The following is a 17,785-nucleotide window of genomic DNA, read 5'->3' on the forward strand; positions in this document are numbered from 1 at the left end:
TTCGCGGCCGGGGTGGGCAAGACTCCTGTCCGCTATCCGAAACAACCCAACCAAGGAGTTCGAAATGCGGTCCATCGCAAAGGGTCTCGGCCTCGGTTCCGCCGCCATGGCGCTCACCGCGCTCACGGCACTGGCCTGGCCCGGAGCTGCCGACGCCGCGCCGTCCGGTACGGAGAGCCTGTACGCGCCGTCCGCCCTCGTCCTCGGCGTCGCCAACGGGGAGGACGCCTCGACCGGCACCGTACTGCGCGCGGTGACGCTGGTGTGCGCGCCGAAGCCGGGCGGAACCCACCCGTCGCCGAAGGCCGCGTGCGCCGAACTGCGGGCGAACGCCTCCGAACTGGACGCGCTCGCGGCTCCGCAGGGGAACGTGGACTGTACGAAGGAGTGGAACCCGATGACGGTGACGGCCGACGGCGTCTGGCAGGGTCACCGGATCAACTACGCGTACACCTACGGCAACCCGTGCGGCATGCGGCACGCCGACAGCGCGCTGTTCAGGTTCTGACGGGCTGCCACCTGACGGCCCGGCGGCCCGGCGGCCCGGCAACAGGGCAGCGGCAGCGGCAGCGGCAGCGGCAGGCGGGCCACGAGGGCACCACCGGCCGGGCGGCGCCGTGCGACCGCCGTCCGGCCACCGGCCCCCTCAGCCCAGCTCCAGGCTGGTCACCCCGTACAGCCCGGCCAGGTCGAGGTCCGGGGCGGGGCCCGTGTACATGCGGGCGGCCTCGAAGACGGGGACCAACCCCAGTCCGGCCATCAGGGCCGTGGCCGCCGGATTGGCATCGGGCACGTCCACCGCGACCACCCCGTCGGGCGCGTGCCGCGCGAGGCGGTGCAGCAGGGCGGCGGCAATGCCCGGCGTCGCCGCGTACAGCGGTCCGATCCTGGCGGCACCGCTGCACGGGCGGATCACCCCGAAGCCCTCGATCCGGCCGTCGCGGACGGCGGCGACGGCGGTCCGGCCGGGCAGACCGGTCCAGGCGGACAGGAAGGCGTCCCGGGCCTCCGGGAAGAACCGGCGGTCGTAGGCGGCGAGCAGTTCGAAGGGCAGCCGGGCCGCGTCCACCAGCTCGGCCCCGCCCAGGAGCGCCGCCTCCTCGGTGCCCGCGGCAGCCGCCCCCGGCACGCCCTCGTGGCGGACGTTGTTCCAGGCCCGGCGGAAGCCGGACGCGCGGTAGTTGGCCTGCTGGTCGACGACCCCGTCCAGGCCGACCAGCCGGTCCTCCAGCCGGTTCATCCCGGCGTGCCACAGCCGCATCCCGTAGCCCTGGCCGCGCAGGGCGGGCCGGACGATGTAGAAGCCGATGAACCCGAAGCCGGCCCCGTAGCGCACGGCCGAGAGGGAGGCCACCGGTTCCCCGTCGATCCGGCCGACGAGGAAGCCCGCCGGATCGGCCACCGCGAAGGCGAACCGGTCGGACTCCCCAGGGTTCCACCCCTCCTCCTCGGCCCAGACGCGGAACAGTTCCATGTCGGCGGCGCTCGCGCCGGTGATCTCGAATCCCGTCATGTCCCGTGTTGTACCAGAGGGGGCCCGGGGGCGTACCGGGTGCTGCCGAAGAGCGCAGTTGCCGGGCCTCCGCCGCGTGCGGGCGTCGACCCGGCGCTCGTTCCCCGGGGTTCCCGTTCCGGGAGGTCAGCCCGCGCAGATCACGTCGTCCAGCACGATCGGGTGGGAGTCCAGGCGTACGTACGCGGTGAACGTGTCCGTGATGCCCTCGTCCCAGAGGGTGGTGACGGTGGCCCAGCCGACGCCGGCCGTCTGGGCGACGGTGACCGGTCCGATCGCGATGTGCTGCGGCTCGTTCTGGGCGCACAGCAGGACGTCGACGTACGGGATGTGCGCCTGCTTCTCCTTGAGCTGCTGCGAGACCCGCTGCTCGCGGTCGCGCGGAGAGGGTCCGTGCGCCCCGTAGAAAGCGGTGAGGAAGGTACTGATCTCGGCCGCGCCGTGGCGGTGCCGGTGGTGGGCGGCGGCCGGGGCGGGGTCGGCGTGGGCGGCGGCCGATGAGGGGGCCAGCAGCGCCAGGGGGGCCAGCAGCAGGGCCCCCAGGCTGTACGGGGTGATTTTCATGCGGGATGTGTAACCACCGGGGCCGGGGACGGGCAGGGGTGGAGGGCGTATCTCACTCCGGTGGAGGGCGGGATTCACCGCAGAAACGACCCTTCGACGTGATCGGTGGAACGGATTTACCCGTGTGGCTCTCTAGCCTGGTGCGCACCGACCGGCGGCGCTCTGGACCGTGCGTCCAGCCGAGACTGCAGGGGGAATCACCCGGCCATGGGTTTGACGAGTGGACTGTTCCTGGCGTGCGTCGTGCTCTGCACGGCGCTGGCGTTCGCCTCCACGGTATGGCTGTGGCCGCGGCTGGCGCGGCGCGGCTGGGGGGCGGTGCTGGGGCGGGTCGGACTGCTCGCCCTCGTCCAGGTCCTGTTCTTCTCGTCGGTGGCGCTCACGGCCAATCGCAGCTTCCTCCTCTACGACTCCTGGGCAGACCTGGCCGGTACGAAGCGCCAGGAGGTGGCGGCGCCGGGCGGGGCGGCCGTGCGGGTCCTCGGACGGCAGACCCCCGACGTGCCCGGTGGCGGCAGTCCGCGCACCGCCGGGGTCGTCGAGAAGATCACCCTGCACGGCGAGCGCTCCCGGGCCGCGGCCGACGCGTACGTCTACCTGCCGCCGGAGTACTTCCACAAGGGCAACGAGCAGCGCAGGTTCCCCGCAGCCGTCGTCCTGACGGGGTACCCCGGCATGGCCGAGAACCTGTTGAAGAAGCTGCGGTACCCGAGGTCGGCGTGGACCCTCGCCCGGGAGAAGAAGATGCAGCCGATGATCCTCGTGATGATGCGGCCCGCCATCTCGGGGGCCAACACGCAGTGCATCGACGTGCCCGGGGGCCCGCAGAGCGAGGCCTTCTTCGGGGCGGACGTCACGAAGGCGATGGCCGGCACCTACCGCGTCGGCGGCTCGCCCCGCGGCTGGGGGATCATCGGCGATTCGACCGGCGGCTACTGCGCCTTGAAGATGGCGCTCCAGCATCCGGAGACGTACGCGGCCGGCGTGGGCCTGTCGGCGGACTACAAGCCGGAGATCGACGGGCAGTCCGGCGACCTCTTCCAGGGGAACAAGGAGGAGGAGAAGCGGTCCGACCTGCTGTGGCACCTGGACAACCGGCCGCAGGGCCCGACCTCGTTCCTGGTCACGAGCTCGCTCCAGGGCGAGCCGAACTACAAGGCGACCCAGCAGTTCATCAAAAAGGTCAAGGACCCCGCCCGCGTCTCCTCGATCACGCTCGACCACGGCGGCCACAGCTTCAACACCTGGAACAGGGAGATCCCCCCGGCGCTGGAGTGGCTCAGCGGACGCCTCGGCGCCGAATAGGGCGTGACACGGTGCGGCCGCGATAATGCCCTCGCGCGCGGGGAACGGTCGTACGTAGGGTCGCTCCATGGGGAAGCCGCTTGTCGCCGTGTTCAGTGGGGCCGGGATGTCCACCGATTCCGGGATTCCGGATTACCGGGGGCCGCAGGGGCTGTGGCGGCGCGCCCCGGATGCCGAGAAGCTCGTGACGTACGCGTACTACATGGCCGATCCGGAGATCCGGCGCCGGTCCTGGCAGATGCGCATCGAGGTCGGAGCCCTTGCGGCGCGGCCGAATGCGGCGCATCTGGCCGTGGCCGAGCTGGAGCGCGGGGGCACGCCCGTGCGGGTGATCACACAGAACGTGGACGGGCTGCACCAGCTCGCCGGGATGCCCGCCCGCAAGGTGTTCGAGCTGCACGGATCCGCCCGTTCGGTGGTCTGCACGGCCTGTCACGCCCGGTCGGGGATGGACGAGGCGCTGGCCCGGGTCGCCGCCGGGGAGCCGGACCCCGCCTGTCTGGCCTGCGGCGGGATCCTCAAGTCGGCGACGGTGATGTTCGGTGAGCGGCTCGACCCGGAGGTGCTGGCCCAGGCCGTGGCGGTGGCCAAGAACGCGCACGTCTTCATCGCCGTCGGGACGACCCTGCAGGTGCAGCCGGCGGCCTCGCTGGCCGGGATGGCCGCCGAGGCCGGGGCCCGGCTGATCATCGTGAACGCGGAGGAGACGCCGTACGACCCGCTGGCCGACGAGCTGATCCGCGAGCCCATCGGCACCGCCCTCCCGGCCCTCCTGGCCCGGATCGCCGGCCAGTAGGCCGGAAAGCTGGAGCCGCGGGGCCGAACGGGCCTGGCGTCAGGCGGCGTCCGCCGCGCGGCGGAGCTCCGCGACGTCCAGCTTCTTCATCTGCATCATGGCCCGGAAGGCCCGGGCCGCGCGCTCGGGGTCGGGGTCGCTGATCAGCTCGATGGCTCCCGGCGGGATGACCTGCCAGCTCAGCCCGAACTTGTCCTTGACCCAGCCGCAGGCGGACTCCTCGCCGCCGTCCCGGGTCAGTGCGTCGTAGTAGTAGTCGGCCTCGGCCTCGTCCTCGCAGTGGATCTGGAAGGAGATCGCCTCGCTGAAGGTGAACTGGGGGCCGCCGTTGAGGCCGACGAACTTCTGGCCGTTGATCTCGAACTCGACGACCATCACCGAACCGGCCTGGCCCGGGCCGTTCTCGGGGTAGCGGGCGGTCCGGCCGGGCTTGCCGTCCTTGAACACCGACAGATAGTAGTCGGCGGCGGCTTCCGCGTTGCCGTCGAACCACAGGCACGTGGTGAAACCGTTGCTGGTCATGACTGCCTCCGGGCGTGTGCTGGGCGGGCGGGAAGGTGGGGCACCGTTCTCGCACCCATACAGACCGGCCCCGGGCCCGAAATTCATCGGTGGGCCCGGGGCCGGTCCGCATGTCCGCCTGAATGCACTCCTACGGCCTACACCGCGGGCCCGGCACCCAGCTCCAGCATCCGGTCGACGACCCGCTCGCTGGCGCGGCCGTCGTCGAGGTCGCAGAACTCGGCGCGGAAGGCGGCCCGGGCCTCCTTGTACTCCGCCCCGACGGCATCCGCGTTGCGGACGGCCTCGATCAGGCTCGCCGAGTCCGCCAGCAGCGGGCCGGGGGCCTTCTCCTCCAGGTCGAAGTTGAAGCCGCGCAGCGTGGTCCGGTAGTGCTCCAGGTCGTAGGTGAAGAGCAGGATCGGCCGGTCGGTGAGGGCGAAGTCGAAGATCGCGGACGAGTAGTCCGAGATCAGGACGTCGGCGACGAGCAGCAGGTCCGCGGCGTCGGGCCAGCGCGAGACGTCGACCACGAATCCGTCGCGGACGGAGTCGCGGACCTGCTCGGTCACGTGGTGGTGGCCGCGGACGAGCAGGACGTGGTCCTCGCCGAGCTCGCGCCGAGCGGCGTCGAGGTCGATCTGGAGGTCGAGCTTGTAGCCGCCCGTCCAGGACTCGCGGTTCTCCCGCCAGGTCGGCATGTAGAGGACGACCTTCTTGCCCTCGGGCAGGCCGAGCCGCCGCCTGACCTCCGCGATCCGCTCGGCGTCGGGCCGTACGAGCGCGTCCGCCCGCGGACTGCCGGCCTCGATGACCTCGCCCTGGTAGCCGAGGGCGCGCTTGAGGAGGGGGGTGGCGTACGAGCTCGGGGAGGCGAGCAGCGACCACTGGGCGCTGTCGTGCTCCAGCGCCTCCAGGACCTCGGGGCTCGTGTAGTAGTCGTGGATGAAGTCGTGGCCGATCTCCTTGATCGGCGTGCCGTGCCAGGTCTGTACGACGACCTGGCCGGCGCGGCGCTGGAAGCGCAGCGGCACGCTGTCGTTTACGACGTAGTAGCGGGCGCGGGCGAGGGCGTCCCAGGCCTCCACGCTGTCGTGCTGCACGGCGCGGGCGGTCGGGGGCACCTCGGCGCGGCCGTCGCGCACCAGCCAGACGTGGTCCAGCTTCTCGCCGCGGCGCACCAGCTCCTCGTGGATGGCCCGGGGCGAGTCGCCGGCGCCGTTCCCCTGGAAGGTGTCGTAGACGACCATGTCCTTGACCGGCAGGGTGCGCTGCTTCGGGTAGGTCTCGAAGCGGGTGCGGCGCTGGGTGTAGCGGGAGCGGTCGTGCGGGCTGAGCAGCGGGTCGGCCACCAGCACCATCCGGTCGTAGAAGCGCGCCTCGACGCGCATCCGGCGGCCCTCCGTGGTGAAGGCGTGCGGCCCCGCGTGCAGTGCGGTGGGCGCGAACTGGACGGGGGCGCCGCGGTCGACCCCGAGCAGGCCTGCGGTGGTGCCGCCCTGGGCGACCGGCCGCAGGGTGGGCCACCAGCGGCCCTTGGGCAGCGTGGTGCGGCCGGCGTACGCCTCGGGGAGCACGGGCTCGAAGGAGGCCTCGAAGCGGTCGCCGTCGCGGGTGACGGGGTAGCTGAACTCGGTGCCGTGGGCGTCGTGCAGGACCAGCTCGTACGGCTCGTCGGTGGGGGCGACGAACCGGCCGGTCAGGGTGACCCGGCCGTCCTGGGTGGCGACGGTGTCGATCAGCGGCGGCGACGGCTGCACCGAGAGCGTCAGGTGTCCGGTGTTGCCGCGCTTGGCGAACAGGGCGCGGCCGGCGGTCCCGCCGGGCAGCGGCACGACCAGGCCGGCGAAGCCGCCGCGCTCGTCGTGCGCCAGCCGGTGGTCGGTGCCGTCGGCTGCGGTGACGGACAGGCTCCACGGCTCGGGCGCCCATCCGCCGGGCTCGCACTCGGCGTCCGGTACGGCGGCCAGGTCGGCCAGCGGGACCCGCGCGGTGAAGGGGGTCCGGCCGGCGACGGGCGCGCCGGTTTCCAGCGGGAAGGTCAGGACGGTGCCGGTGGAGACGTGCTCCGCGCGCAGGCTCGCGCCGGCGGCGATCCCGGCGGCGAGCTCGCCGACCAGCTCGACGGCGTCGTCCCCGGCCGGGCGGACGTCCAGGGCGCGGGCGCGGACGACCTCGACCTGGATGGTCAGGGCGCCGCTGGCGTTCGGGATGATGCGGACGTCGGGGGCGACCCAGTGGGCGGGCGGGTTCTGACCGGTGTCGGACTCGCCGCCCTTGAGGCGGGCGCGGTGCAGGCCGCCCGCACCGGTGACGGCGACGGAGGTGGTCCACGTGCCGTCGTTCCACTTGCCGCCCGACTGGAAGACGGCGGGGTCGACGACGGCGGTGAAGCCGGCCCAGTCGGCGTGGCGCACGGCCAGGTGCGGGGAGTCCACGGTGGCCATCGGGGAGGCGACCGTACGGGTGCTCACGACGGTGCGGCGGCGCTTGCCGCCCTCGCGGAAGACGAGCATCTTGCGCGAGCCCAGGCGGCTCTCTGCGCCGAGGTGACCGGGCAGGGCGTAGCCGCGCAGCAGCAGCTTGCCGTCGCTCCAGACGGCCTGCTCCAGGCGGCTGACGACGCGGCGCTCGCGCGGGCCGAGGGTGAGGATCTTGGCGGGAACCGGCGGACGGCCGTGCAGGAAGGGGTAGTCGGCCTGCGGGCGGGCCAGTCCCTTGACGGGCACGCTGTAGGCGTAGTCGCGCTGGTGGTGCTGGAGGGCGATGAAGTCCTCGACGCGGCCTTCGCGGGCCAGGAAGGCCTTGAGGCGGTCGGCGACGGTCAGGTCGTTCCAGGGCCCGGTGCCGATCTCCCGGATGAGCCCGCCGACCTCCTTGACGAACGCGGCGCGGAAGTCGGCGCCGCCCTCTCCGACGTACTTGTATATGAGCGGGAGCTCCTCGCTCAGTACGTTGTAGTCGTAGTCGCGCAGGTACCGGACATACTTGGCGCCCTGCTTGGCCTTGAGGGCCTCGCGGACCAGCCGGACGGAGGTCACGCGGTCGATGAGGGAGACCGGGTCGGTGGAGCGCTGCGTGATGGAGCGCTCACCGGTCTCGCGGACGCGCCAGTGGTAGACGCAGTCGCTGAGGATGTCGACGCTGGAGGCGAAGTAGTGCGCGGGGATGCTGACGGGGGCGTCCTCGTAGAGGATGCCCTCCGGGTACTGGAAGCCGTGCTCGTCCCAGAAGCTGCGCCGGTAGACCTTGTTCCACGCGGTGCGGTCGGTGACCAGCGCCGGGAACTTGGAGATGTGGGTCTTCAGCTGGGTCCGGGCGAAGGCGGCCCGGTGGCCCCAGGACTGCTGCATGCCGACGGAGCGGAAGCGCTTCACGTTGCCGCCGGCGAAGTCCGAGCCGGTCTCGTCGAGGGCGGCGATCAGACGCTCGTAGGCGTAGGGCGGCATGGTGTCGTCACTGTCGACGAACGCCAGGTACTCGCTGTCCTTGGAGGCGTGGCGGGCGCCGACGTTGCGGGCGGCGCCGAGACCGGCGTTCTCCTGCATGACGACCCGGAAGCGCTTGTCCCGCGCCGCGAAGGCTTTGGCGATGACGGCGCTGGTGTCCGTGGAGCCGTCGTCGACGAGGATGCACTCGAAGTCGGCGAACGTCTGGGCGGCTATGGACTCCAGGCACTCGTCGAGATAGAGCTCGACGTTGTAGACGGGGACGACGATGCTCAGGCGCGGGGGCATGGGTGGCGGGTTCTCCAGCGTTTTAAGCTTTTTCGATGATCAGTTGATGACAGCATCCTACTCGGTAACGGGCCGATAAAGTCGCCCCATCCTGGACATATGACCCTGCCGGACCGGGGCGGACGGCAAAGAATTCAGCCGCCCGCCACCTCGGCGCCGGGAACCGCTCGAATGCGGGCTCAGACTTCGAGCGCGGCTTCGATCTTCTTGAGCTGGTGCCGGGCCATCGCCAGGTTGGCCCGGCTGCGGTCGAGCGCGAGGTAGAGGAAGAAGCCCTTGCTCTCGCGTCCCTTCAGCAGCCGGATCAGGTGGTACTGGCCGCCGAGGGTGATCAGGATGTCCTCGATGTCGTCCTTCAGGCCCAGCATCTCCATCGTGCGGACCTTGGCGCGCACCACATCGGTGTTGCCCGCGGCCGCCACCGCGAGATCGAGGTCCTTGCCACCGCCGACGGTGCCAAGGGCCATTCCGCTTCCGTAGTCCACCAGGGCGGCGCCGATCGCGCCGTCGATCGTGGTGGCTTCCTTGAGCGCGAGCTCCACGTTGTCCATGAGGGTTCCTCTCTCTTGTGCTCTTGTGGGAGTCCCGGTGCGGATCCGCGCCGGGGTACGGGGCAGGGCCTCAGGCCGTCGGAGCGGTGGGGCCCCGGCGCCCGAGGGTGTGGTCGATGAGTTCGGCTATGCGCAGGCTGGAGCGGCGGGCTTCCAGGTGGAGGCGGCCGACGTTGACGCGTGGCTCCGCTATGAGCGTGAGGACGGCCGCGTCCCCGGCGGCGTACGTGGCGACGTACCCGTGTTCGCCGCGGACCAGCAGCTCGCGGAACCCGCCCTGGCCGGTGCTGTCGCTGAGCCGCTGGGCCACTCCGAGGGCGGCCGCGGTGAGGGCGGCGACGGCCTCGGCTTCGGTGGCCGCGCTGTCCTGGGCGAGCACCAGCCCGTCGGCGCTTCCGGCGAGGGCGCCGGTGAGCTGGGGAACCCGGGCCCGCAGCCTGCGGAGCTCGGCCAGTATCTCGGCTTCGGCCTCGGGCACCATCGCCGTGCTCATGTCGGCCTTTCTCCTTTCGGGCTGCCTCCGCTCGGAGCGGTCGGCGCGCTCGGAGCGCAGAGCCGGTCGCAGCGGGAGCCTCACAGGCTTGCCTCCAGTGCGTCACGTAACCGGCGGAGCAGCGCCACGTCCGGGGATTGGGTCTGGGTCATCCAGTCGGGCAGGGGTGGTGCGGGAGCCGGCGTCGGAGCCGGCGCGTGCGGGGTCTCGACCAGTCCGGCCGCCGCGAGGCGCCGTACGTCGAGCAGGGTGTGGAACGCCGGCCGGCCCAGCACCCACGCGAGGTCCGCGGGGGTGCGTACGCCGTCGGCCCGGGCCAGCAGGAGCCGCTGGCGGGCGGTGGCGGTCTGGCCCGGGGCTGCGGCCCGGGGCACCACGGGGGCGGTGTCCAGCAGCGGGTAGGGCCAGACGGCGTCGAGGAGCTCCCGGCGGCGCCGGGTCTCGCGTTCGACGGCGGCGGCCGGGACGGAGCGGACCGAGCCGATCCAGTGGGTGGCGCCGCGGCGGAAGCGCGAGGGGCCGCTGCCCGGGGACAGCGCGAAGAAGGCGGCGTCGAAGATGGCGGCGAGGTGGCAGATCTCCAGCTCCCCTCCGGCGAGGCCGCCGCTGTCCACGAGGAAGCGGGCGACCTGGCGCCGGGCACCGGCCCGGTCGACCGCCTCGCGCCACCGCTCGGGGGCCAGGCCGCCGCCCGCGGTGAGCAGGACGTCGAGACCGGGTGTGGCGGGGCTCTCCGCGTGCACGATGCGCCCGTCCTCCAGGAAGAGGGTGCCGCGGTCACGGAGCAGGGCGCCGGTGGCCCGCTCGGCGGCGAGCCGGGTGAGCAGCGGGGAGACGGCAGCAGAGGCCGGCCCGCCCGGGTGGGCCGTGGTCATCTGAGCACCAGCCCCTCGGCCAGGACGCGGAGTCTGTGCCGGGCGAGGGCGAGGTTGCCGTCGGTGCGGTCGAGCCACAGGTGGAGGAAGACGCTGCTGTCGAAGCTCGTCTCGACGAAGCGCAGCACGTGATAGCCGCTGCGGGTGGTGAGGATGAGGTCCTCGACCGGCTGTCCGGGGGGCTCGCCCGCGGTATCGGCGGCCTGCGGGGCGAAGGACTCGTATTCGGCGGCGGCCCGGGCCAGCTCCGCGGTTTCGGCGGCGGTCGTCTCGTGGTCCCCGACGGGCGAGTCCCCGGCGGTACCGAGAGCCAGCCCGCTGCTCCAGTCGACCAGCGCGGCCCCCCGCGCCCCGGGCAGGGCCATGGCTTCGAGCAGACATTCGTCGATCCCGGGCACGCGGGCTCCCCTCCCGGTCAGACGTGCGAGGTGCACGGTCGTTCGGCGCGACAGGAGGAACTTACTCAACTTCCACACTACGGAAGGGCCTTCTGGCATTTTCCGCGGGAACATGCACGGAACCACGCGACACCTTGGCCGGAACCCTTCGCCTTTTGATCACGAATGGTGATCACGGAGTCCCGGCCTGCGGCCGCCGCCCTCTATCCCCCGCGTCGGCCCGGTGCAGCACCGGCGCGCCCTGATCGACGAGGTGGCGGGCGTCGTCGGCACGGCCGGGGTGGAGGCCGTGGTGGTGGAGCCGGTGGCCAACGCGGCCGTGACCACGTACGGCCTGCGGCAGCGGCGGGTGATGTACCCGGGGCTGGGCCTGTGGGAGATCCTCTCGCCGCAGGAGCGGGTCGCCCTGCCGGGTCATGAGCCGGGGCACTTCGCCCACGGGGACGTCCGGCGCGGGTTCGTGACGGCCGGAGCGCTGCAGGCGCTGCACACCTGGTTCTACGCGCTCGCGCCGGTCCGGCCGTACCGCCTGCTGGACCACTTCGTGAACGCCGGGTGGCGGCGCGGCGCGGGCACAGCGTGGACACCACGCACCCGCCGACCCGTCTGCACCGCCGCTGCGCGGCCCCGGGCGGAACCGCACCCGGCGCAGGTCGTGTACGACGATGCACGTGCGGCGGGGGTGGCGGCCGAACCGGCCCGCGCGCGCCGCCCTGGCCCGCCGGGTCGTCCGGGACTTCGCCGGCTGACTCCCCTGCGCCGGCTCCGCCTCCCCCTCAGGTGCAGGTCACGAACGCCGGGAGGGGGGTGTCCTCGATCAGGTGGCGGGGCAGGGACAGGCCGAAGCGGCGTTCCAGGACGGCGAGGGTTCGGCGGTCGCGGGCGGCGTCGTCCTCCTCCGACTCCGGCTCCGCGTAGCTGCCGTCCGGGGCGAGGATCCCGGCGGCGACCAGCTCCGGGAGCAGGAAGTCGGGCCGGTGGCCGCCGCGCCAGCCCTCCTCGCCGAGGCCGAAGCAGCACACCAGCTCGCCGTCGCGGGCGTACGCGAACTGCTTGGGCGGACGGTCGGGCTGCGGGTCGAGGTGGACGGCCTCGGCGCCGGAGCGGGACACCTCCGTGAGGCGTTCCGCGCCGGCCGGCACGCCGTGTTCGACCGCGAAGGACCAGCCGCCCCAGCTGCCGACCCGGGCCACGCCGTCCCCGTCCGTCGTCTCGGTGACCATGGTCCAGGCGTCGCCCGCGGCGAGCGGGCCCGGACGGACGCCCGGGACAGCCCCGAGCCGCACGGCGAGTTCCTCGGGGCCGATGCCGCGGGCGAAGGTCAGGCCGACGTACCAGCCGTCCCAGTCCGCCAGCCACCGGATACCGCCGTCGCCGCCCCCGGTCCTCGTCCCGCTCCCGGTCTCCGCGTGCTCCACGGCCCCTCCCGCGTATCGTGCCGGTCCTGTGCCACCGGAACGATAGTCATGGGGTGGGGCGCTCCGGGAGGAGGCGCTCGACCATCGTCTCGATGAGCCCCTCCACGGGGTACGGCTCCAGCAGCGCCGGCGCGGTCAGATCGTCCACGATCAGGCCCAGCATCGCGAGGTACAGCAGCACCACGCCCTGCCGGTCGCCGGGCAGTCCCGCCTCCAGGTGCCAGGAGACGTTCGCCTGCAGCTCCTCTGCCTGGAATCCGGCGAGCTCGGCCTGGAGGTCGGGGCGGCGGGTGGCCTCCAGCCGCAGTTCCAGCATCGCGATGTGCACGCTGCGCTCGCGGCGCATCCGTGCCACCAGCTGTCCCAGCAGCACCTTGGTGTCCAGCGGCCCTGCCAGGTCGGCCGGGTCGGGAGTCAGCCGCTCCCGGGTGCGGTGCAGGATCTGCACCAGCAGCTGGGCCCGGTTGGCGAAGTAGTTCGACGCGGTCCCCGTCGGTACGCCCGCCTCGGCGTCCACCGCCCGCAGGGTCAGACCCCGCGAGCCCTCGCGGGCCAGCACTTCGATGGCGGCGTCGAGCAGTGCGGCGCGGCGCTGCGGGTTCTGGCGCATGCGGTTCCCTGGGGTGGGCGGGGCGGTCGTTCTTCTTCGTCCTGCGGGAGCACTGCAGGTGCAGTGCTCCGGCCCCACGCTAGCCGAACCGGCGGGTCCCGCTCCGTCCCGGCCCTCCCCACCGCCCCCTCAGTCGTGCCACCCTGCCCGTCATGGAGCGGATCATCGAGGAGCTGGGCGAGGACCTGTCCCGCCGGATCGCCGTCACGGCGGACCGGCTGGCCGACCGGACGCTGGCCGAGGACCCCGCGTACGCCGCCCTGCTCGGCCGGGCCGAGCTGCGCGAGCGGATCCACCACAACCTGCGGCAGTCCGTCGACGGCCTGCTGCGCAGCTACCGGGGTCTGCCGGTGGAGCTCGCCGACGCCCGGGCCACCGGGACGCTGCGCGCCGAACAGGGCCTGCCGCTGGACTCCTTGCTCCGCACCTACCGGCGCGGCGGGCAGCTGCTGTGGCAGACCCTGACCGAGGCCGTCACGGTGCACGACCCGGCGGCGCTGCCCCGGCTGCTGCCCGCCGCGGCCGCGCTGTGGGACGTAATGGACCAGATGACGGACGCGGTGGCCGAGGCCTACCGCCGTACGGAGGCCGCGCGCTGCGAGCGTGACCGGGAGCGACGCGCCGCCCTCCTGGACGTCCTGCTGGACGGCGCCGCCGCGGCGGGCGGCCCCGCGGCCTCGGAGGCCGCGGCCCAGCTGGGGTTGGCGGAACGCGGCCGGTACGCGGTGGTCGTCCTGGGCGCCGGCGGCGGCACCGGTGGCCGTACGGGGCACGACCCGGCCGCGCCCGGCCCGCGGGTGCTGTGGCGGATCCGGGCCGACGGGGAGACGGGCCTGGTGGAACTCGGCCACCATCCGCTGGACTCCGTACGGGACGTGCTCGCCCCGCTCGGGTCCCGGGCCGGGGTGAGCCCGGTGGTCGAGTCCCCCGGCGAGCTGGCCCGGGCGCGCTGGCTGGCCGCACTGGCGCTGCGCACGGCCCCCGTCTCCGGCGGTCCGCGCACGGCCCTGCTGGACGAAGGGCTGCCCGCGGCGCTGGTCGCCTCCCAGGCCGAACTGGCGGACCGGCTGCGGACGGTGGTGCTGGGACCGGTGCTGGCGCTGCCCGCGGCGGACGGCCGGGTGCTGCTGGACACCCTGGGCACCTGGCTGGGCTGCGGGGGCTCGACGACGCAGGCCGCGCAGCGGCTGTACTGCCACCGCAACACCGTCTCCAACCGGCTGCGCCGCCTGGAGCAGCTCACCGGCCGCTCGCTGTCCGATCCCTCGCAGGTGGTGGAGCTGGCGCTGGCGCACGCGGCGGTGGTCCAGCGGGCCGCGGACCGGCCCCCGGCGGGCTCGGCCGCGGCGATCGCGGCGGGTACGGGACGCCGGTCACCACGACGCCCGGCGTGAACGGCGCCGCGCCGGGCTGCCGGCGCCGTGTCGTCAGGGCGCCGTCATGCCAGCTCCTCGGCCCGCTGGGCCGGCCACAGGTCGTGGCGCGCGCTGGGCGACCGGAGCAGCGACCGCTCCAGCAGCGCCTCCACGCGGGTCAGCCGCTTGCGCGCACCGGGCACCGAGATGCCGAGGGCGGCGGTGGTCGGGGCCAACTGGGCGTCGTGCCGCAGCCACACCCGTACGGTCTCCCGCGCACCCGGCGGCGCACCGGCCCCGGCGAGCGGCGCCAGGTGGGCCCGCGCCCAGGCGGTCAGATGGGGGTGGCGCAGGACCGTGTCCAGGCCCTCCCGTCCCGCAGCATCCGGTCCGCCACCGCTGCGGCCGGCACCGCCCGCGCCCGCACCGCCGGGGTCAGCCGCACCGCGAGGGACAGCGCCGCCCGGTCGCCGAGCCGCGCGCGGTCGAGGCCGAGCACGGCCTCCGGCCGCCCGTCAGCTCCTCGCAGAGCCGGGTCACCGCGGCCCGCTCCCCCGGCCGGCACTCGACGACGTACATCCGCATCGGCTCGGGCAGCGAGGGGGACAGCACCTCGGCGATCTGCCGCGCGGTGGAGAGCCGGCCGTTCATCAGCAGGTGCGAACCGGCGTCGGGCGCATAGGGTTCGGCCATGAGCGGTCGGGCCCCGGGACCGACGGGGGAGTCGCCGCGGCCCCTCCTCGCTCGTGTCCCGCCGGGCTGGTCACATCCGGGCTGCCGCGCTGCGGATGGCCTCCCGGATGCGGAAGTAGGTGCCGCAGCGGCAGATGTTGGCGATGGCGTCGATGTCCGCGTCCGTGGGCGTACGGGTCCGCCGGAGCAGGGCGACGGCCGCCATGATCTGGCCCGGCTGGCAGAAGCCGCACTGGGAGACATCCTGTTCGAGCCAGGCCTCCTGCACGGGGTGCAGGTCGTCACCGTCGGCCAGCCCCTCGATCGTGGTGACACTCCGGCCGGCGCAGGCCGAGACGGGCACCACGCACGGGCGGACGTCCGCACCGTCGAGATGGCTGGTGCAGGCCTTGCACACGTCGACACCGCAGCCGTACTTGGGGCCGCGGATCCCGAGTATGTCGCGGAGCACCCACAGCAGGGGCAGGTCGTCGGGGGCGTCCACGGTGACGCTCTGCCCGTTGACGGTGAAGGTGTGCGAGGGCACGGCGTACTCCTGGATCCGGGGCTATCGCGGGTAGGGGGTGAAGTCGACGTCGAAGTCGAGCGGGAAGCTGCGCGGCTTGTTCCCGGTGGCCCGGGCCCAGGCGTTGGCGATCGCACCGACCGCGGCCGGTACGCCGAGCTCTCCGGCGCCCCCCGGTTCCTCGCCGGTGGCGGGCAGCACGAAGACGCGTAGGTCGCGCGGGGTGTCGCGCTGCCGGGCCCAGTGGAACTGGCTGTAACTGCCTTCCACGGGCAGCCCCTTGTCCAGGTGCAGTCCCGCCTTCAGGGTGGTGGAGATCGCGTCGGTGAGGCCGCCGATCATCTGGGCCTCCAGTCCGCCGACGTCGACGGCGATGACCGCCTTGGTGACCCGCACGTGGTCCGGGTCCCGGGTGTCGATCTCGACGAGGCAGGCGGTACGGGACTTGTACTCCTCGTGGAAGGCGATGCCCTGGGCGCAGCCCGGGGGCATGGGCCGCCCCCACTCCCCCTCCGTCGCCGCCTTGTCGAGCACGGCGCGCTGGGCGTCCGTCTTCAGGAAGGTGCGCCGGAAGCGGTACGGGTCCTCGCCGGTCCGGGCCGCGAGTTCGTCGACGACGATCTCCTCGGCGCCCCGGGTGTTGGCGGAGTACACCGAACGCCAGGAACCGGTCGGGATGCCGGTGGGCACCTCGGTGAGTGCCTGGGTGGTCAGCCCGAAGTGGTACGGGGACTTGACGGTGGTGAGGAAGAGGGTCTGGGCGAGCGTCGCGTTGCCGATGCCGAGCGGCAGGCTCGCGGCGGTGGCGGTGATGATCTCGCCGAGCCCGTGCCGGAAGTCGGTCTCGGCCGCGGCCACCCGGTGCTCGAAGGTCAGTACCTCGCCGCGGGCGTAGGTGGCGCGGATCTTGTGGTGGGTGGCGGGGCGCATCCGGCCGTGCCGGGTGTCGTCGACGCGGGTCCACATCAGCCGGACGGGGCGGCGGCAGGCCCGGGAGACGCGCGCCGCCTCCAGGGCCGCGTCGAAGAAGAGCCGGCGGCCGAAGGAGCCGCCGGCCTGGACCACGTGGACGGTGACCTTGTCGAGCGGCAGGCCGAGGTCGGCGGCTATGGTCTCGCGGGCCAGGATCGGGGACTTGAGCCCGGACCAGATCTCGGCGCGGTCCTCCCGTACGTCGGCCACGGCGGAGTTGGTCTCCATCGGTGCGTGGCTGACGAAGGCGAAGTCGAATTCGGCGTCCACGTACGGGGTGAGCAGCGGCGGCACCAGCAGCGGCGGGGTGGCGGCGCGCAGCTTCGTGCGGATCTGGGAGTCCGAGAGCTGGTCGGCGGGGCCGGGGCCCCAGCTGACCTGGAGCGCGTCCTTGGCTTCGAGGGCCTGGCCGAAGGTCTCGGCGACGACGGCGACGCCGGTGGGGATGGTGACGACGTGCAGCACTCCGGGCATGGCCCGGACGGCGGCGAGGTTGGACACGCCCTGGACGGCGGCGCCGAAGGAGGGCGGGCGGCGCACCACACAGGGCTTCGCGCCGGGCACGTCGAGGTCGAGGGTGTACTGCTGGGCCCCGGTGACCATGGCGCGGGCGTCGATCCGGCCGGTGGGCCTGCCGACGAGCGTGTGCTGCCCCGCCTTCTTGGGCACCGCGCCCGCCACGACGACGGCGGGGTCGGCCGCGGCGGCGGAGAGGCTGCCGTAGCCGGCGGTGCGTCCGTCGGGGGCCCGTACGGCGCCGTTCGCGGTGGTGAGGGAGGAGGCGGGCAGGTTCCAGCGGCGGGCTGCGGCGGCGACGAGGCGGGCCCGGGCGGTGGCGGCGGTCTGGTGGACGGGCCGGTAGAGCGAGCGGATGGAGTTGGAGCTGCCGGTGAGCTGGTTGAACAGCAGCTCGGGCCGGGCGTCGTCGAGTTCCACGCGGACGGCGGCCAGCGGTGCGTCGAGCTCCTCCGCGACGAGCATGGCGACGGCGGTGGTGAGGCCCTGGCCGACCTCCTCGCGCGGCAGCCGGAAGCGGATGGTGCCGTCCGCCTCCACGGCGAGCGCGAGCAGGGCGGAGGTGGGGGCGCCGGCCAGGATGAACAGGTCGCCCAGATCGACCAGATCGGCCGGTGCGGGCAGGCTCGGGACGACGGCCTGGGCGCTCTGCGGGGCGAGCAGGTCGGCCCCGGCCCGGGTGAGCAGGGCGAGCGTGGGCGCGGCGACGAGGTGGGTGAGGAAGGTGCGGCGGCTCGGCCCGGTCATGTCTCGTGTCCCCACCCCGCGTGCGCCCGCACGGCAGGCTCCGGCTCGTTACCGGCACGTAGCGTAGCGACCGGCACGGGTGGGGGGAAGCGCTCGGACGCCGGCCCCCGTCTGCGGCGTCAGCCGCGCCGTCACCGGGTCCTCCGTTCGGGGGGTACTCCGGCGGAGGGGATGTTCGGGCCCCGGCTCCCGGCTGAGGCACGTATCTCGGCCGTACGCTCGATGATCCTCCTGTG

The 17,785-nt window shown here is 73.5% G+C and carries 18 protein-coding genes and 1 pseudogene; 5 read left to right on the plus strand and 14 right to left on the minus strand.

Translation table 11 applies throughout. The features are described from left to right. The first annotated feature begins 64 nt into the window (after nt 1-64). Nucleotides 65-508, plus strand: a complete 444-nt coding sequence (locus AB0B01_RS17960) for a subtilase-type protease inhibitor (RefSeq protein ID WP_361719395.1) — start codon at nt 65-67, stop codon at nt 506-508. Between the two features lie 138 nt (nt 509-646). Here the strand turns inward: AB0B01_RS17960 and AB0B01_RS17965 are convergent, their stop codons facing one another. After that, entirely contained in the window at nt 647-1,513 is an 867-nt protein-coding gene (locus AB0B01_RS17965) for a GNAT family N-acetyltransferase (RefSeq protein WP_361719398.1), read from the minus strand. A 126-nt stretch (nt 1,514-1,639) separates the two neighbouring features. After that, nucleotides 1,640-2,077, minus strand: coding sequence for a hypothetical protein (locus tag AB0B01_RS17970; RefSeq protein ID WP_361719401.1), 438 nt, complete (start codon nt 2,075-2,077; stop codon nt 1,640-1,642). 207 nt (nt 2,078-2,284) lie between these two features. Here AB0B01_RS17970 and AB0B01_RS17975 point away from each other — a divergent pair, with 207 nt between their 5' ends. Together AB0B01_RS17975 and AB0B01_RS17980 are read left to right on the plus strand one after the other, a co-directional pair. Then, the gene (locus AB0B01_RS17975) at nt 2,285-3,382 is read left to right on the plus strand and encodes an alpha/beta hydrolase-fold protein (protein ID WP_361719404.1); all 1,098 of its coding nucleotides are present in this window, start codon (nt 2,285-2,287) and stop codon (nt 3,380-3,382) included. A 67-nt stretch (nt 3,383-3,449) separates the two neighbouring features. Then, nucleotides 3,450-4,178: a Sir2 family NAD-dependent protein deacetylase gene (locus AB0B01_RS17980; RefSeq protein WP_361719407.1), complete on the plus strand. Its 729-nt coding sequence runs from the start codon at nt 3,450-3,452 to the stop codon at nt 4,176-4,178. Between the two features lie 39 nt (nt 4,179-4,217). Here AB0B01_RS17980 and AB0B01_RS17985 read toward each other — a convergent pair whose 3' ends face one another. The 6 genes from AB0B01_RS17985 to AB0B01_RS18010 all read right to left on the minus strand — a co-directional run bounded on the left by AB0B01_RS17985 (nt 4,218) and on the right by AB0B01_RS18010 (nt 10,733). Then, nucleotides 4,218-4,700, minus strand: coding sequence for a VOC family protein (locus AB0B01_RS17985; protein WP_361719410.1), 483 nt, complete (start codon nt 4,698-4,700; stop codon nt 4,218-4,220). Between the two features lie 137 nt (nt 4,701-4,837). Then, nucleotides 4,838-8,416, minus strand: a complete 3,579-nt coding sequence (locus AB0B01_RS17990; protein WP_361719413.1) for a bifunctional glycosyltransferase family 2 protein/CDP-glycerol:glycerophosphate glycerophosphotransferase — start codon at nt 8,414-8,416, stop codon at nt 4,838-4,840. Nucleotides 8,417-8,595: 179 nt separating this feature from the next. Continuing rightward, nucleotides 8,596-8,967, minus strand: a complete 372-nt coding sequence (locus tag AB0B01_RS17995) for a hypothetical protein (protein WP_361719416.1) — start codon at nt 8,965-8,967, stop codon at nt 8,596-8,598. Nucleotides 8,968-9,037: 70 nt separating this feature from the next. Beyond that, nucleotides 9,038-9,448, minus strand: coding sequence for a roadblock/LC7 domain-containing protein (locus tag AB0B01_RS18000; protein WP_361719544.1), 411 nt, complete (start codon nt 9,446-9,448; stop codon nt 9,038-9,040). Between the two features lie 92 nt (nt 9,449-9,540). Continuing rightward, the gene (locus AB0B01_RS18005; RefSeq protein WP_361719419.1) at nt 9,541-10,335 is read right to left on the minus strand and encodes a transcriptional regulator; all 795 of its coding nucleotides are present in this window, start codon (nt 10,333-10,335) and stop codon (nt 9,541-9,543) included. Beyond that, nucleotides 10,332-10,733, minus strand: coding sequence for a hypothetical protein (locus tag AB0B01_RS18010; RefSeq protein WP_361719422.1), 402 nt, complete (start codon nt 10,731-10,733; stop codon nt 10,332-10,334). The genes AB0B01_RS18005 and AB0B01_RS18010 overlap by 4 nt, the downstream gene beginning before the upstream one ends. Before the next feature lie 319 nt (nt 10,734-11,052). Between AB0B01_RS18010 and AB0B01_RS18015 the strand changes: the two are divergent. Beyond that, nucleotides 11,053-11,184 (plus strand): annotated as a pseudogene (locus AB0B01_RS18015) (peptidase, M48 family protein); the annotation flags it as partial. 325 nt (nt 11,185-11,509) lie between these two features. On the opposite strand, the gene AB0B01_RS18020 reads toward AB0B01_RS18015, so the two are convergent. Both AB0B01_RS18020 and AB0B01_RS18025 read right to left on the minus strand, forming a co-directional pair. Then, nucleotides 11,510-12,151, minus strand: coding sequence for a DUF6461 domain-containing protein (locus AB0B01_RS18020; protein ID WP_361719425.1), 642 nt, complete (start codon nt 12,149-12,151; stop codon nt 11,510-11,512). A 46-nt stretch (nt 12,152-12,197) separates the two neighbouring features. Then, nucleotides 12,198-12,761 (minus strand): TetR family transcriptional regulator, encoded by a 564-nt coding sequence (locus AB0B01_RS18025; protein ID WP_361719428.1) that lies wholly within the window; start codon nt 12,759-12,761, stop codon nt 12,198-12,200. Between the two features lie 152 nt (nt 12,762-12,913). Here AB0B01_RS18025 and AB0B01_RS18030 point away from each other — a divergent pair, with 152 nt between their 5' ends. Further along, entirely contained in the window at nt 12,914-14,155 is a 1,242-nt protein-coding gene (locus AB0B01_RS18030; protein WP_361719431.1) for a helix-turn-helix domain-containing protein, read from the plus strand. 44 nt (nt 14,156-14,199) lie between these two features. Here AB0B01_RS18030 and AB0B01_RS18035 read toward each other — a convergent pair whose 3' ends face one another. From AB0B01_RS18035 to AB0B01_RS18050, 4 genes are all read right to left on the minus strand, one after another. Next, a complete protein-coding gene (locus AB0B01_RS18035) occupies nt 14,200-14,481 on the minus strand; it encodes a helix-turn-helix domain-containing protein (RefSeq protein ID WP_361719547.1) in 282 nt (93 codons plus the stop codon). A gap of 70 nt (nt 14,482-14,551) precedes the next feature. Continuing rightward, nucleotides 14,552-14,809, minus strand: coding sequence for a hypothetical protein (locus AB0B01_RS18040; protein ID WP_361719434.1), 258 nt, complete (start codon nt 14,807-14,809; stop codon nt 14,552-14,554). Nucleotides 14,810-14,879: 70 nt separating this feature from the next. Next, the gene (locus AB0B01_RS18045; protein WP_361719437.1) at nt 14,880-15,335 is read right to left on the minus strand and encodes a (2Fe-2S)-binding protein; all 456 of its coding nucleotides are present in this window, start codon (nt 15,333-15,335) and stop codon (nt 14,880-14,882) included. 21 nt (nt 15,336-15,356) lie between these two features. Then, complete coding sequence (locus AB0B01_RS18050; protein WP_361719440.1) at nt 15,357-17,549, minus strand: molybdopterin cofactor-binding domain-containing protein; 2,193 nt, start codon at nt 17,547-17,549, stop codon at nt 15,357-15,359. Between the last annotated feature and the right edge of the window lie 236 nt (nt 17,550-17,785).

Origin of the sequence: Streptomyces sp. NPDC044571 (assembly GCF_040647115.1) — a bacterium.
Classification (GTDB): Bacteria; Actinomycetota; Actinomycetes; order Streptomycetales; family Streptomycetaceae; genus Streptomyces.